Source organism: Prosthecobacter gellanilyticus (assembly GCF_007992435.1).
GTDB lineage: Bacteria > Verrucomicrobiota > Verrucomicrobiia > Verrucomicrobiales > Verrucomicrobiaceae > Prosthecobacter > Prosthecobacter gellanilyticus.
Window position 1 is genome coordinate 1 of sequence record NZ_BKAG01000033.1, and the last position, 14,449, is coordinate 14,449.

General features: G+C 59.5%; 14 protein-coding genes. 8 read left to right on the forward strand and 6 right to left on the reverse strand.

What is annotated here, in order from left to right; genetic code table 11:
• Positions 1–132: 132 nt before the first annotated feature.
• Positions 133–963 (reverse strand): LamG-like jellyroll fold domain-containing protein, encoded by an 831-nt coding sequence (locus BGE01nite_RS19485; RefSeq protein ID WP_170266902.1) that lies wholly within the window; start codon positions 961–963, stop codon positions 133–135.
• Positions 964–1,042: 79 nt separating this feature from the next.
• Positions 1,043–2,701, reverse strand: coding sequence for a DNA repair protein RecN (recN, locus tag BGE01nite_RS19490; RefSeq protein WP_146852756.1), 1,659 nt, complete (start codon positions 2,699–2,701; stop codon positions 1,043–1,045).
• Between the two features lie 250 nt (positions 2,702–2,951).
• Here recN and BGE01nite_RS19495 point away from each other — a divergent pair, with 250 nt between their 5' ends.
• Complete coding sequence (locus BGE01nite_RS19495; protein ID WP_218033042.1) at positions 2,952–3,923, forward strand: DUF3592 domain-containing protein; 972 nt, start codon at positions 2,952–2,954, stop codon at positions 3,921–3,923.
• A gap of 62 nt (positions 3,924–3,985) precedes the next feature.
• A complete protein-coding gene (locus tag BGE01nite_RS19500) occupies positions 3,986–4,663 on the forward strand; it encodes a spermine/spermidine synthase domain-containing protein (RefSeq protein WP_146852760.1) in 678 nt (225 codons plus the stop codon).
• Positions 4,664–4,727: 64 nt separating this feature from the next.
• Here the strand turns inward: BGE01nite_RS19500 and BGE01nite_RS19505 are convergent, their stop codons facing one another.
• The gene (locus BGE01nite_RS19505; protein WP_146852762.1) at positions 4,728–5,033 is read right to left on the reverse strand and encodes a VF530 family protein; all 306 of its coding nucleotides are present in this window, start codon (positions 5,031–5,033) and stop codon (positions 4,728–4,730) included.
• A gap of 277 nt (positions 5,034–5,310) precedes the next feature.
• Here BGE01nite_RS19505 and BGE01nite_RS19510 point away from each other — a divergent pair, with 277 nt between their 5' ends.
• From BGE01nite_RS19510 to BGE01nite_RS19535, 6 genes are all read left to right on the forward strand, one after another.
• Positions 5,311–5,943 (forward strand): ComF family protein, encoded by a 633-nt coding sequence (locus BGE01nite_RS19510; protein WP_170266903.1) that lies wholly within the window; start codon positions 5,311–5,313, stop codon positions 5,941–5,943.
• A 132-nt stretch (positions 5,944–6,075) separates the two neighbouring features.
• A complete protein-coding gene (gene accD / locus BGE01nite_RS19515) occupies positions 6,076–6,903 on the forward strand; it encodes an acetyl-CoA carboxylase, carboxyltransferase subunit beta (protein WP_146852766.1) in 828 nt (275 codons plus the stop codon).
• Positions 6,904–6,990: 87 nt separating this feature from the next.
• The gene (locus BGE01nite_RS19520; RefSeq protein ID WP_170266904.1) at positions 6,991–7,722 is read left to right on the forward strand and encodes a metallophosphoesterase family protein; all 732 of its coding nucleotides are present in this window, start codon (positions 6,991–6,993) and stop codon (positions 7,720–7,722) included.
• 71 nt (positions 7,723–7,793) lie between these two features.
• A complete protein-coding gene (gene deoC, locus BGE01nite_RS19525) occupies positions 7,794–8,732 on the forward strand; it encodes a deoxyribose-phosphate aldolase (RefSeq protein ID WP_146852770.1) in 939 nt (312 codons plus the stop codon).
• Between the two features lie 14 nt (positions 8,733–8,746).
• A complete protein-coding gene (locus BGE01nite_RS19530; RefSeq protein WP_146852772.1) occupies positions 8,747–10,243 on the forward strand; it encodes an aldehyde dehydrogenase family protein in 1,497 nt (498 codons plus the stop codon).
• 171 nt (positions 10,244–10,414) lie between these two features.
• The gene (locus BGE01nite_RS19535) at positions 10,415–11,281 is read left to right on the forward strand and encodes an aldehyde dehydrogenase family protein (protein WP_174770058.1); all 867 of its coding nucleotides are present in this window, start codon (positions 10,415–10,417) and stop codon (positions 11,279–11,281) included.
• Positions 11,282–11,348: 67 nt separating this feature from the next.
• On the opposite strand, the gene BGE01nite_RS19540 is transcribed toward BGE01nite_RS19535, so the two are convergent.
• The 3 genes from BGE01nite_RS19540 to BGE01nite_RS19550 form a co-directional block, all read right to left on the reverse strand.
• Positions 11,349–12,320, reverse strand: a complete 972-nt coding sequence (locus BGE01nite_RS19540) for a KpsF/GutQ family sugar-phosphate isomerase (protein WP_146852774.1) — start codon at positions 12,318–12,320, stop codon at positions 11,349–11,351.
• A gap of 176 nt (positions 12,321–12,496) precedes the next feature.
• Positions 12,497–13,120 carry a PEP-CTERM sorting domain-containing protein gene (locus BGE01nite_RS19545; protein WP_170266905.1) on the reverse strand — a complete coding sequence of 208 codons (624 nt, stop codon included), beginning with the start codon at positions 13,118–13,120 and terminating at the stop codon, positions 12,497–12,499.
• Between the two features lie 96 nt (positions 13,121–13,216).
• Entirely contained in the window at positions 13,217–14,305 is a 1,089-nt protein-coding gene (locus BGE01nite_RS19550) for a TIGR02597 family protein (protein ID WP_146852778.1), read from the reverse strand.
• Between the last annotated feature and the right edge of the window lie 144 nt (positions 14,306–14,449).

Sequence of the window (14,449 nt, forward strand, 5' to 3'; positions counted from 1 at the left end):
ACGGAGCAGCCGTGCCTCGTCGACACCGCTCTTGTGCGCACGCTACGCTTTCCTATCTCGAGAGCATTCTCTGCGCACCTAGCGGTGTCGCGCCTTAGCGCTTGCCACCGCACTCCGGGACGCTTCGCGACTTCAGCGCAAATCACTCACGCCACCTTTGAGTTCGAAGAGTTGAGTGACTTCGGCATCGTTCAAGGCGCGGTTGAAGACGGCGAGGTCATCCTGATGACCCACATAGGATGCGCCGAGCACGAGTGCCACGGATGCTGGATCCCAGCCGAAGGTTAGCTCCCAGCCATCGATGCTGCCTTGCTTTTTGCCATTGAGGTAAAGCGCGCCGGAAGGCTTGGCAGACTTGTTGTTAATCTCGGAAAGGGTGAAGACCACATGTGTCCAGGTGTCACGGGTGAAGGGTGGCTTGGAGACCTGCACCATGGGGCGCTTTTCAAAGGGGATGTCTGCCCACTGCTCGTTCGTGGGATTCCAAATCTCAAAGAGCGGTCGCACCGCGTAGCGGAAGTAGCGCGGGTTCTCATCCTTGGAGAACTCGAGGAAGACGTAGCCTTTCTTTGTGTCATCCCCGGTGATTTGTACGGGATCACAGTAGCCGGGCTCCAGATCCTGATCTGGCGTGAGGCGCAGCCAGACAGAGACAGAGGCGTTCCAGCTTTTGTCATTGTAACCCAGCATGTTCACGCCGCTGAACTGCGGGCGTGTGAGGCCCTTCTTCGGGAAATGAACGCAGCCGCCAAACTTGCCGCCGGTGGGGGAGAGTTTCACATCTTCGTTAGGCTCGCAGGGGATGAGATCCTTGCCCTTCTTGATCATCGCTGTCTTGTCGCCCTTGCTGAAGTCTGCGTTCAGCGACGCGTCAAACGAGGCATGGAAGACCAGCGATGACTTGAGCGCATCCTGGGCAAAAAGAGGCGCGGCCAGAAAAATGAGAAGGGCAGGGAACTTCATGGTCGGAAACCAACGGGTGTGACCGTCCGGTCTTTGCGGACGGTTAGCGGCCGATTTTGAACCTAAAGTGATGCTGTCTTCACGCGGCAGCCAGAAGAGCCCGTGCATGCTCTCTAGCGGACTCCAGCTTGCCGCCGAGCATTCTCGCCAGCTCTTCCACGCGCTCGCCATCGATGATCTCGCGGATGGTGGATTTGGTGCGGTTGCCTTCGATGTCCTTGGTGACAACGAAGTGGCTGCGGGCCAGCGAGGCGACCTGCGGGAAGTGGGTGATGGCGATGACCTGATGGGTGCTGCCCAGCGAGGCCATCTTGCGGCCGACGGCCTCGGCGATGTTCCCGCCGACATTCGCGTCGATCTCGTCAAAGACCATGAGCGGGACGATGTCCTGCTTCGCCAGCGCGCTCTTCACGGCGAGGAGCACGCGTGACATTTCACCGCTGGAGGCGGTGAGGCGCAGAGGCTTTAGAGGCTCGCCAGGGTTCGGGGCAAACTGGAAGTCCACTTCTTCAAAACCATGGCGTGCAGGTTCGGTGAGCGGGGCGAGCTGGGCCTCAAAGACGCTGCGCTTGAAACCAAGATCGGCAAGATGCGTGGCCACTTCCTTGGCGAGCTTCGGCGCGGTCTTGCCGCGTTTGTCGCTAAGATGCTTGCCGAGCTTGTCCACCTGCGCGCGGCGATCCTGGACGAGCTTGCCGAGACGCTCGAGCTCCTCGCCACGGTTTTCGATCTTCGAGAGCCTGGCTTCGGCCTCAGCCTGGAAGTCGAGGATGGCCTGGACAGTGGAGCCGTATTTGCGCTTCAGCGTCTGGATGGTGTGGATGCGGCGATCAAGCTGCGCGAGCTCGGCGGGATCAATCTCCAGTTCCTCGGCATAGTCCTGCACGCTGCTTTCCAGGTCGGTGAGCTCGATGAGGGCTGATTGAAAGCCTTCAAACATCTTCGCGGAAGCGGGATCGATCTTCTCCAGATCATGGATGCTGCGGGCAATCTCGCGCAGGGCATCCAGCACGCCGCCTTCCTCACCGCTGAGGCGGCTGGAGATGGAGCCGCAAAGCTCGGCGAGACGGGCGCCGTTCGCGGCGATGCGGTGACGGCCTTCGATCTCCTCTTCCTCGCCTGCCTTCAGCTCAGCGGCAGAGATCTCGTTCACCTGGAACTTCAGCATGTCCAGCTGCTGGGTGCCGGCACGCTCGCTGTTTTCGAGGTCTTCGAGCTCCGTCACCGCCGCGCGCCACTGCTTCCACGCTTCCTCATAGGTGGTTAGGTTATCCTCGACTCCTGCAAACTGGTCCAGCATCTCAAGCTGGCGTTCCTGGGAGTTCAGGGACTGGTGGTCATGCGGGCCGTGAAGATCCACCAGCAGCTCGCCGAGGGATTTGAGCACCTGGATGGTGACCGGGGAGCAGTTAACGAACTGTTTGTTCGCGCCGCCGGTGCTGATGGCGCGCTTGATCAGCAGTTCGCCGTCCTGGCAGGGCTCCAGCCCTGCCTCTTCCAGCACCGCATCCACGGCGCGGGTGTCCTTCAGATGAAAGCTGGCCTCCACAGCGCAGGTCTCCTGACCGGTGCGGATGAGGGTGCGGTCGGCACGCTCTCCCAAAATGAGCTTCAGAGCGCCGACGATGATGGACTTGCCCGCGCCGGTCTCCCCAGTCACCCCGACCAGTCCCGGAGCCAGGTCCCAGGTCACATCTTCCACAAGGGCGAGGTTACGGATTTTCAAGAAGGAGAGCATGGTGATGGAAACTGATAAATAGTGTTCGGGCGAGTATGATTCAGTCAAGCGTCAATGCAACCAACGCTCAAGACACTTTTTGGAAGTCGTGGCTGGCATGAGGGAGGATTGATCAGGCGGCCTAAGATTTAGGATTGACTGCTCTTGGCCCAACGGGTGAAAAACGGCGTCTCCCATGTCCCAACAGTTTGATATTCAACAATACAATTCTCCCCGAGTCACGGCAGGTCTGATCCTGGCCGGAATCGCCATGCTGCTCCTCGGAGTCGGCTGCTGGCAGTCGCTGAGGGCACTGACGAGGGATGGTCAGGTGGTGGAGGCCAAGGTCACGGAGAGCCAGCACGAGGAAAAAGGGGATAAGAGCACCTATCGCCTTCGCTATGCCTTCAAGCCTGCGGCTGATGGGCCGGAGGTGACGAGGAATGACTTTCTGGGCCGGAAAAATCTCTGGTCTGCGCTCCCCCAGTCTGACTATGACGCGGCGGTGAAGGCAGGCGTGATCCAGGTGCGCTATGTGCCGAAGAATCCGGGGAACAACGCTCCTGTGGCCAGCCTTCCCAAACCGTCGGACATCTGGGTCATGATCGGTGGTGGAGCGTTTCTGATTCTCATCGCGGTCATCGGCTGGTTCGTGCAAAAGAAGAAGTCCGCCGCGGCTGTGCCTGTGGAACTGCCGGATGACGATGCCCTGGCCGAGGTGATGTCCCTACCGCCGATGGAACTGCGCGCGGCCCGGCGCACGCATCTGCTGGCCTTTTTCATGGCAGGCGTGCCTTTGATCGGCCTGGGCATCTTCCTGCTGCAAAAGCCTGGCCAGACCCTTTATGCCGTGATCTTCATCCTGCTGGGCCTGTTCTGCCATTTGAACGTGGCCTTCATCCGGTTCTTCTTCGATGGCCGTCTGGTGCTCTACACCAGCCTCATGAAGCGCACCGCCGTCAAGATCACGGAGGTGACCGGGGCCAAGATCGGCGGGATCCCCTCCAGCCAGCACGCGGTGTTTTTCTTCCTCTCCACGGTGAGCCGCGGAGACGTGATGCTGAACCTCCGTCTGTTTGAGAAAGAGGATGCCCAGGAGTTCTGTGCCCGGCTGGCCATGCTGAATGTGCTGCCACAGGTGGAAAACACCAAGATGGCGCACAAACTCGCAGAGGAGCTTTACCCCGCCATCGAAGATTCGGGCGAGGAGGAAGAAGAGTCCGGTGAGGGCGAGCCGGCCTAGTCCAGCAGCGCCGCGCTTTTCAAGATGCGCGGCGTGACATTTCAGGCGAAGTGCGGCGGACATTGAAACCCTTCCTCCAACTCGCCTCGGCGCGCACTCCTGATGGTGCGGAGATGACGCTGCACTCCCACGACACCCATTTTTACATCCGGGTGGACCGTCAGCCGCTGATGGGAACGAATGCCTCGGAGTCGGAAAAGGTGCTGGGGGATCTGGCCTGTGCGAAGTTGGGCGGCCAGAAAGAGGTGCGGGTCTTGATCGGGGGTCTCGGGCTGGGTTTCACCCTGCGTCGTGTGCTGGACCTGCTGCCCCAACCCGACGCAGTCGTGGAAGTGGCAGAACTGCTTCCCGAGATCGTAGCCTGGAACCGCGAGCATCTGCGCGAGCTGAATGGTGCCCTGCTGGATGATTCCCGTGTGCTGCTGACGGTCGGAGATGTGTTCCCGCTTATCGAGCAGGCACCGAAAGGCCACTATGATGCGATCATGCTGGACGTGGACAATGGCCCCATCGCCATGGTGCAAGATGGCAATGAGCGCTTGTATCAATCTCAAGGCTTCTCGGCCATCATGCGTGCGCTGAAGCCCAAAGGCCGCGCTACTTTCTGGTCGGCGAAGGATGATCCGCGGTTCGAGAAGCGTCTCACCAAGGCAGGCTTTAAAACCGAGACGGTGCCCTGCAAAGCGTATCCGCAGGCGAAGCGCTGCACGCATGCCATCTTTGTGGCGGAGCGGCCTTGAAGTTTGGTAGAAAGATTCTCTTTTGCTTGGGTTCTGAAATCTTTCTTCCCTTAATCTTTCTGCATTATTGGTTCGGGGATTGGGTGTCTCCCGATGCCTCGTTTTCAGCAGGCTTCTCTGGTTCTGCTTCAGCCTCAGGCTTCGGCTGCATGTCGGGCAGCGAGTCGAGATACAGTTCCTCGACCTTTTTGCGCGCCCATTCAGTGCGGCGCAGGAAGGTGAGGCTGGACTTGATGCTCGGATGAAAATTGAAGCAGTTGATCTTGATCATCTGCCCGAGCATCTCCCAGCCGTAATGGTCCACGAGTTGTCTCAGCATCATCTCGAGGGTGATGCCATGGAGGGGATTCTTGGGGCCGGCTGCGTACATAGGGTGGGTGGCGCCAGGATAAGCGAATCTCGGCGGGAGGAAATCTGTTATCTTGCCTGTCATCGTCAGATCGCCTCAAATCTGGCCAATCCGCATGTCCTATCCCGGTCCATCATCTCCCCATCAGGCAGAGCGCTGGTGGACGACTGTGGAGAGGAGGATGCTGCGAGTGGTGTATCCGTGCCGATGCCGGGCCTGCGAGGTCTTTCTACCTTCCGAATCAGCAGCCGCATCCAGGGGGCTGACGCGATGGCTGTGCGGAAAATGCATTGGCGAGATGGACCGGATCGAGGCGCCTTACTGCTCGATTTGCGGCGAGGACTTCGGCGGGGCGATGGATCGCGACTTCGTCTGCTCGAACTGCAGCGGGCGACGCCTGGCGTTTGAGTTCGCCATCTCAGGATTTAAGGCCAATGGACGCCTGCGGGAGGTGCTGCATCGCTTCAAATACAGCCGGGATCTCTCCCTGCGCGGCCTGCTGGCGGATGCGCTCATGACTGCCCTGGAGGAGCCGCGCCTGGCGAAGGAGGACCTTTCCCAATGGATGCTCGTGCCGGTGCCGCTGCACTGGATGCGGCAGGTGCAGCGCAGCTTCAACCAAAGCTGGGAGCTCTGCCAGGAGCTCTCCGCCCGCACCGGCATACCGGCCGGCCAGGTGCTGTGGCGCACGCGGAAGTCTGCCACCCAGGCCCGCCTGAACCGCCAGGAGCGGCTGGAGAACCTGCGCGGCGTCTTTGCCCTGCCTCCCCGGTGGCGTTTCTGGAGCCGGGGAGCAGATGTCCGGGGTAAAAAGGTGCTGCTGGTGGACGATGTCCTGACGACTGGCGCGACCTCCCACGAGTGCGCCCGGGTGCTGCGGAGAGAGGCCGGAGCAGAAAAAGTGGTGGTCATCACCGCCGCCCGTGGCTAGTCTCACCCTCATGTCCGGCTCAGGCCGGGCCGTTTGACCCATGCCAGGCGGGTGCCTGGCGCTCCGCTGGCTTGCCAATCCGGGGAGTCTGGGACAGCGGCCCTCCCGTAACTGGATACCAATCAAAACATCATGGGATTTTTCAAAAAGCGTACTGTCAGCGACCTCGGCGAGAAAAAGAAAGACATGCCAGAAGGCTTGTGGACGAAGTGCCCGTCCTGCAACGAAAGCCTCTTCGAGCAAGCCCTGGCGAAGAACCTGCGTGTCTGCACGAATTGCGGCTACCATTTCACCATCAGCAGTCCTGAGCGCATCGCCAGCCTGGTGGACGAAGGCACCTTTGAGGAGATGGATCTGCAGATCGACTCCGTGGATGCGCTCGGCTTCAAAGGTTACGTGGACAAGGTGAAGGCCTATCAGAACAAGACCGGCCTCAAGGAGGCTGTGGTCACGGGACGTGCGAGCATTGAGGCCATTCCGGTGCTGCTGGCCGTCATGGACTTCCGCTTCCTGGGTGCCTCCATGGGCAGTGTGGTGGGTGAAAAAATCACCCGCGCCATTGAGACCGCCACGGCGGAAAAGAAACCTGTCATCGTCTTCTCCGCTTCCGGTGGTGCCCGCATGCATGAGGGTATCCTGAGCCTCATGCAGATGGCCAAGACGAGCGGCGCCCTGGCCCGCCATGCCGAGGCGCGCCTGCCTTACATTTCCGTGCTCACGCATCCCACCACGGGTGGTGTCACCGCGAGCTTTGCGACCCTTGGCGATCTCATCATCGCTGAACCAAAGTGCATGATCGGCTTTGCCGGTCCGCGCGTGGTGAAGGAGACGACTCATGCCGATCTTCCTCCCGGCTTCCAGACGGCTGAGTTCATGAAGCAGCACGGCCTTGTGGACATGATCGTGGAGCGCAAGGACATGCGCTCCAGAATCGCGAGTGTGCTGCGCTACACGGTGTGAGTTCAGGGGCTCGCACGCCTCTTGATCTGACTTTATCTCCAACGGCTTCGAATGGCATTCGAAGCCGTTTGGCGTATTCTGGGGTTCATGCCGGACTCCATCGCCTTCATCAGTGACATTCATGGGAACCTCCCTGCGCTGAGTGCCGTGCTCGCGGACATCGCCGAACAAGGTGTGACGCAGATCATCTGTCTCGGGGATGTGGTGGGTTATGGCGGCCAGCCTGGTGAGTGTGTGGATGTGCTGCGGGAGCGAGGCATCGTTACCGTGAAGGGCAATCATGACTCCATGGTGGCCGACGGCATTCCTGCGGGGGACGATGTGGGCATCACCATGGCCATGATGTGGGACTGGACTGAGCAGGCGCTGACGACGGATCAACGTCAGTGGCTAAGAGAGCTGCCCATGACGCTTGAGCATCCAGATTTTCAGGCGGTGCATGCCACGCTGAAGAATCCCGCAGGGTGGGGCTATGTGCTCACGGCATCTCACGCATCCGCGCACTTCATGCATCAGCAGAGGCCGCTTTGCTTCATTGGTCACTCGCACTGGCCGGCCTTCTGGGTGGCAGGAGAGACTGATGAGCGGAGCATCACGAGCCTGGAGAGCATCGACATGGCACTCAAACAACTGGTGAATGTCGGCTCTGTGGGGCAGCCGCGTGATGGGGATGAAAATGCCTGCTATCTGATCTACCGCCCCGAGCAGAAGGACGTGTGGTGGCGGCGTGTGCCCTATGACATTGCCGCCGCCCAACGTGCCATCGAGGAAGCAGGGCTCCCGATCAAGTTCGCGGACCGGCTGCGTTTCGGCAAGTGAGCTGTGTCACGGCCTGTTTGAAACACGTTCCCGGATTGTCAGAGTCATGGCCATCGTGTAACACAGACTCCATGCCAGCACCCCAAACTCCCATCAGCCTTCGCCGTCTGTTTGATGAGATTGGCACCGTCGACCAGGTCGGCATCGAGGAGCGTGTGGCGAAGCATACCACGCGCAGCCTGAAGAAAAAGTCGAAGGTCTTTGGTCTGCGGCTCGCGGTGACGATGGTGGACCTCACCACGCTGGAGGGCAAGGACACGCCAGGGAAGGTGGCCTCCCTCTGCCAGAAAGCACTGTGCCCGCATGATGAAGGGGACATTCCACCGACCGCGGCCGTGTGCGTTTATCCATCGATGGTTAGGCATGCGCGAAAGCATGTGGGCGGCACTCAGGTGAAGATTGCTTCGGTGGCCACGGCTTTCCCATCAGGCCAGGCGCCGCTGAAGACCAGGCTCGCGGAGGTTCGTGCGGCAGTGGCCGATGGCGCGGATGAGATCGACATGGTGATCAATCGCGGCGCGTTTCTTTCCGGAGAGTTCGGTTTGATGCAGGACGAGATCGCCGCGGTGGTGGAGGCCTGTGGCAAGGCCACGCTGAAGGTCATTCTCGAAGTCAGCGAACTGGAGACCTATGACAACATCCGCGCCGCCAGCTTCCTGGCCATGCGCGTGATCCGCCCGGGTGATTTCATCAAGACCAGCACAGGCAAGACGAACTCCAACGCCACCTTGGGCAACAATCAGGTCATGCTGGAGGCCATCCGTGATCACTACCTCGCCACGGGCGTGCCGATCGCGATGAAGCCTGCGGGCGGCATTCGCACGGCCAAGCAGGCATTACACTTCCTCATCGCCGTGAAGGAGACGCTCGGTGACGAATGGCTGAACAACCGGCGCTATCGTTTCGGTGCCTCAGCTCTTTTGAACGACCTTGTCCGCCAGCTCGAAAAGGAGCGCACGGGTGCTTACCAAGCTCCCTGGAACTTCAGCGAAGCCACGGAAGGATATTGAAAACGCTTTTTGTTATGCCTAAAACGCCATCCAAGACCACGGCGAAGACCCATCCCGCACGCGAGCTCGTCTTTGGCGATCTCTGGGAGTATGATCCTGCGCCGGAGACGGCGGATCCGAAGATGAAGAAGAAGTATGATCTCTTCATCAATGGTGAATTTGTGCCCGCGAAGTCCGGGAAGTATTTCCCCACGATCAATCCGGCGGATGAGACGAAGATCGCGGACATCGCACTGGCGGGCGCGAATGATGTGGATGCGGCCTGCAAGGCGGCGCAGAAGGCCTTCACCCATGTTTGGAGCAAGACGTCCGGCCAGGAGAGAGGGAAGTATCTGTATCGCATCGCCCGGCTGCTGCAGGATCATGCGCGGGAGTTTGCCATTGCCGAGACGCTGGATGGCGGGAAGCCGATCAAGGAATCTCGTGACTTCGATGTGCCGATGGCTGCGGCGCATTTCTTTTATCATGCCGGTTGGGCGGACAAGCTGGAGTTTCTGGCGCCAGGCAGGAAGCTCTCGCCACACGGGGTGGTGGGGCAGGTGATCCCGTGGAATTTTCCGCTGCTCATGCTCGCGTGGAAGATTGCTCCAGCGCTTGCCACCGGGAACTGCGTGGTGCTGAAGCCTGCGGAGACCACCAGCATCACCGCGCTGAAGTTTGGCGAGATCTGCCAGGAGGCGGGTCTGCCGAAGGGGGTGGTGAACATCGTCAGCGGTGCGGGTGAGACCGGCGCCGCCGTGATCAATCATCCGCTCACGACGAAGGTGGCCTTCACCGGCAGCACGGAGGTCGGAAAGCTGATCATGCGCAGCCTCGCAGGCACGGAGAAGAAGATGACGATGGAGCTGGGTGGCAAGGCCGCGAACATCGTCTTCGATGATGCGCCGCTGGATCAGGCGGTGGAGGGCATCGTGAATGGCATCTTCTTCAATCAAGGCCACGTCTGTTGCGCGGGCTCCCGCCTGCTGGTGCAGGAAAGTGTGGCGGATGAAGTGCTGGCGAAGCTGAAGCGGCGCATGGCCGTGCTGCGTGTGGGAGACCCCATGGACAAAAACACGGACATCGGTGCCATCAACAGCCGCGAGCAGCTGGAGAGGATCACCGCGCTGGTGAAGAGCGGTGTGGATGAAGGCGCGGAGCTGCACCAGAGCGCGTGCAAACTGCCGACGAAGGGTTTCTTCTTCCGCCCCAGTGTCTTTGCGAATGTGAGCATGAGCCACCGCATCGCACGCGAGGAGATTTTCGGTCCGGTGCTGAGCATCCTGACCTTCCGCACGCCTGAGGAAGCCGTGGAGAAGGCGAACAACACTGCCTATGGTTTGAGTGCGGGTGTGTGGACCGATAAAGGCAGCCGCATCCTGAAGATGAGCACCTTGTTGAAGGCCGGCGTCGTCTGGGCCAACACCTACAACAAGTTCGATCCCGCCAGCCCCTTCGGCGGCTACAAGGAGAGCGGCTTCGGAAGGGAAGGCGGGAAGCAGGGTTTGTTAGATTATCTTAAAATTAGTTAGACCTCGGCCATGAATGACGAATGAGTAAATCCGAATGACGAAAGAACTCTCAATCTCGAATGCCGAAAGGGTGACATGCCCATCGGGGAGTGCTTCGGCAGATCATTTGGAATTCGTCATACTTTCGTCATTCGTGCTTACTCATTCGTCATTTCCCATATCGTTCGTTCCATGACCCGAATCCACATTACCAAGACCCCGAAGTGCTACGTCGGTGGAGCCTTCATCCGCAGTGAGAGCGGGCGCGTGACGGAGCTGCGTGATTCCGAGGGAGGATTCCTTGCGAACATCCCTCAGTGCACGCGCAAAGATCTGCGCAATGCGGTGGAGGCTGCGGCGAAAGCAGGGCCGGGCTGGGCGAAGCGGTCGGCCTTCAATCGTGGACAGATCTTGTATCGCCTCGCGGAGATGATCGAGGCGCGTGGTAATGAGCTCCGGGATGCTCTCGTCATGGGTGGAGCCAAGGGCGGCGATGCAACTCGCGAGGTCACGACCGCGATTGATCGCATCGTTCATTACGCGGGCTGGACGGACAAGTATGAGCAGGTGCTCGGCAGTGTGAACCCCGTGGCGTCCGCGCATTTCAACTTCACCGTGACGGAGCCGGTGGGGATCATCGGTGTCATCGCCCCTGATGCTTCGCCGCTGCTGGCGCTGGTCTCATTGATCCTGCCGGCGATCACAAGCGGCAACTGCGTGGTGGCCCTGGCGAGCACGACACAGCCCTATCCAAGCATCTTGTTAGGGGAGATGCTGGCCACAAGTGATCTTCCTGGCGGTGTGGTGAATCTGCTGACAGGTTTTCGCCACGAACTGATCCCGACCTTTGCCACCCATGAGCATTTGCGTGCACTGAGCGGTGTGGTGAATGCAGATGACCGCAAGACTCTGCGGCTCGGCGCGGCTGAGAGTGTGAAGCGCGTGCATCTGCTGAAGGCCGAGGAGACCATCGACTGGTTCGCGGACGGCAGGCAGGGCGTGGAGGAGATCCGGGCGCTGGTGGAGTTTAAGACGACGTGGCATCCGGTCGGTGCGTGATTCGGTATATCCGAATGACCTGTTTTTGTTAGGTCGTGGCGCTCCGCGACTTCGTGATCATCTCACCTCACAGCAAATGCAGTCTGGTAAGATCCTGAGTGTCCACCAAGCCAACTGGCCGACGTTCGGCATCCAGGACAACGAGGTCGTCGATGCGGACTTTTTCGAGCGTGGCCAGCACTTCAGCGGCGAGCTTGTCTGCCTGGATGCTGATCGGGTTCCGCGTCATGAAGCCGGAAACCGGCAGATCGGAGATGGCGTGGTTCCTTTGGAAGGCGCGGACGAAGTCGCCATGCGTGAAGACGCCGGCGAGAGTGCCGTCGGCATTGGCCACGATGGCGGCACCGGCGCGGGCTTTGGTCATGGCCTCCAGGGCCTGGCTGACCGTGCAGTCCGGCTGGACGAGGGCGAGCTGCTCTCCCGAGCGCATCACATCCGAGACGCGGGTGAGCAAGGCGCGGCCGAGCGAGCCGCCGGGGTGCAGTTTGGCAAAGTCCTCCGCCTGGAAACCGCGGGCTTCGAGGAGGACCATGGCGAGCGCATCACCCAGCACGAGCATGGCGGTGGTGCTGGAGGTGGGGGCGAGATTCAGCGGGCAGGCTTCCTTGCTGACCTGCACGTCCAGCACATGGTCGGCATGGCGGGCGAGGGTGGAGCTGAGCCCGCCGGTCATGGCGATGATCGGCAGATCCAGGCGCTTCAGGTGGGGCAGGAGGGAGAGCAGTTCCGTGGTTTCGCCGCTGTAGCTGAGGAGCAGGGCAATGTCTCCTGGATCAATGACGCCGAGATCGCCGTGCAGGGCATCACCCACATTCAGGCAGACTGTGGTGGCACCCGTGCTGTTCAGCGTGGCGGCGAGCTTCTGGCCGATGTTGCCGCTCTTACCGACCCCGCAGACGATGATCTTGCCGCGCTTTTCCAGCGCACGCAGCAGCGTCGCGATGGCTGAGGCGAAGGAGTCGCCAATGCGCGTTTGCAGGCTCTCCAGCTCTTCGATCTCGATGCGGATGGTGCGGCGGGCTTGCTCAGGGTAATTCATTCAATCAGTCGTGGGGCGGAGCGTAGCGCAATGATCCGCCGCGCGCAAAACGCAAACGAGACCAAGTCTGCATGCCCAGGCAAGACGGGACGTCTGAATGAAGCGTCCACTCCCCAAACAAAACAGCCTCAGAACTGGAGTTCTGAGGCTGCTCTGAAAACGTTCGCAGTGTGATCTTAACGACGACGGCGGAAGAGCAGACCGACCAGGCCAAAGCCCAGCAGCATCATGCGGGAAGGCTCGGGGACCGGGCCTGCCGTAAAGCTGTAGCTCGCGTTCTTCGGAGCGTCTCCAGGACCAGATGTGCCGACGAAGGGTGCGCTCAACTCGACCGAAGGGCCAGCTGTTGGAATGACAAACGATGGATCCGTGTAGAATCCATAGTAGGGACCTCCAGCAGAGGCTGTATCAAACCACATGATTCCGAACCGGTAGCTTGATGCACCGGTGAACACACCTGGCAAGAGACCTTGCAGCTCGCTCTGGGTAGGCACGCCAGTCAATGATCCAATAGCACCAGCACCACCCGCATCTGCACCACTCGCACTGATGGATGCGACTGTCGTATTGCCGGAACTTGCAGTGTAGAAGTAGTCATTTGTGGCGCCCCCGCCGATCAGCGAGAGGTTCACTGGTGCACCGACCGTGGCGCCGGTGTTGAAGGAGGCGTAGTTGCCTTCCGAAAACCCGTTGGTGCCGCTGTCGATGACAATGCCATACCTCATACCAGACACAGCAGTACCACCATTGTTGAGGAAGCCAATGGCTCGAGCACCAGTGCCGCTGAACGAGATGGTCACAGTCGCTTCGGCAAAAGATGCGAAGAGTGCAACTGCACTGAAAGCTAAAATTTTTTTGAATGTCATAGTAGAGTCGACCTCTATCTTGTGTTGGGCTTACTGCAGGTAGGCCGGGATTTTGTTCCACACCAAAGAATTTGCGGTGCCGGTGGCAGCGCGACGGTAGATGTAGCCGAAACCAGGCTGGAGGGTTGTCTGATAGTTGGCGACTTGACCAAAGTTGATGTCGTCCTCCCACTCGGTGCCGTTCCAGGTAAACTGAACGGAGTTACCTTTATTGATGCCTGGAAGTGAGTTGTCGAAGCCCAAAATTTTATCACCAACGGCAACCGGGAAGTTGAGGAAATTTGCGGTCTGTTGAGGGACTGCCACCGTCGGATCACCCACAGTGCTCAGCTTTTCAGGAACAGGCGACATGAAGCCAATAGCAATATCTTGAGCCACATTGTTGGACTTGGTGGCCAGACGGGTCCGATGCTTAGACATGGGCACGCTGCCAACGAAGGACAGGCTCATTGTAGTGTTGCCATTATTGCGGATGATGAACCCGCTGCCGAAGTCCAGAACAGCATGCGTGGCGTCCTGGCCGAAATTGATATCATCTTCCCAACTACCAGGAGTCGTGCAGGTATACTGCTCACTGTTACCGACGTTGATGCCAGCATTGGCATCTTGGAAGCCAAGAAACTGAGATCCGGCAGCCGCATTAGTGCCAAACAGCGCAGATGGAGTCCAATAAGGCATGACGTCAATCTGATCCGACTGGGCTGTCAGGGGGCCTGCGCCATCTGGATCAACGGGAGCTGCCACCGTTCCGATTCCCGTCAGATCATCACTCGCAGCAAGAGTCACGGTCAGCGTATTGTTGCTGTTCGCGGTGACACGACCCACCAAGCCCTCCTTGGCACCGCTGGCGATCTGGACGGCGTAGGTCTTGTTGGCCGTCACACCAGGAGCAAAGGCATTGGCCGTCCAGCCTGGGGTGCCAGCGACGGTGATAACGTTGCCAGAAATCGACTGGATGACGCCTTTGAACTCGGCTGCACGATTCAATGGCACAGCAAGAATAGCATCCGAGTGAGCAGGGACCGTTACGCTGACAAATCCCACAGGGTCGGTTTCAGCGGCGAAGGCAGGGGAGAGGGCCAGCGCTGCGAGAAGGGTAGCGAGTTTGGTCGTTTTCATGGAGAGAAGATTTTGAGGGACAATGGTATAAACCCCGAATTGGGGCAATCGTTACTGATTTTTTGTGACGGTGTCGAGACGATATTTGTTCTGGTGCTACCAGTGGGTGATGAAGTTTAAGCTTCAAGGAGGCCGATACGAGGG

Coding starts and splice junctions, on each gene's coding strand:
- BGE01nite_RS19550 (WP_146852778.1), bottom strand. CDS start 14,305: ATGAAAACGACCAAACTCGCTACCCTTCTCGCAGCGCTGGCCCTCTCC.
- BGE01nite_RS19535 (WP_174770058.1), top strand. CDS start 10,415: ATGACCCGAATCCACATTACCAAGACCCCGAAGTGCTACGTCGGTGGA.
- accD (WP_146852766.1), top strand. CDS start 6,076: ATGGGATTTTTCAAAAAGCGTACTGTCAGCGACCTCGGCGAGAAAAAG.
- recN (WP_146852756.1), bottom strand. CDS start 2,701: ATGCTCTCCTTCTTGAAAATCCGTAACCTCGCCCTTGTGGAAGATGTG.
- BGE01nite_RS19495 (WP_218033042.1), top strand. CDS start 2,952: ATGCTGCTCCTCGGAGTCGGCTGCTGGCAGTCGCTGAGGGCACTGACG.
- BGE01nite_RS19485 (WP_170266902.1), bottom strand. CDS start 963: ATGAAGTTCCCTGCCCTTCTCATTTTTCTGGCCGCGCCTCTTTTTGCC.
- BGE01nite_RS19520 (WP_170266904.1), top strand. CDS start 6,991: ATGCCGGACTCCATCGCCTTCATCAGTGACATTCATGGGAACCTCCCT.
- BGE01nite_RS19505 (WP_146852762.1), bottom strand. CDS start 5,033: ATGTACGCAGCCGGCCCCAAGAATCCCCTCCATGGCATCACCCTCGAG.
- BGE01nite_RS19510 (WP_170266903.1), top strand. CDS start 5,311: ATGGACCGGATCGAGGCGCCTTACTGCTCGATTTGCGGCGAGGACTTC.
- deoC (WP_146852770.1), top strand. CDS start 7,794: ATGCCAGCACCCCAAACTCCCATCAGCCTTCGCCGTCTGTTTGATGAG.
- BGE01nite_RS19540 (WP_146852774.1), bottom strand. CDS start 12,320: ATGAATTACCCTGAGCAAGCCCGCCGCACCATCCGCATCGAGATCGAA.
- BGE01nite_RS19530 (WP_146852772.1), top strand. CDS start 8,747: ATGCCTAAAACGCCATCCAAGACCACGGCGAAGACCCATCCCGCACGC.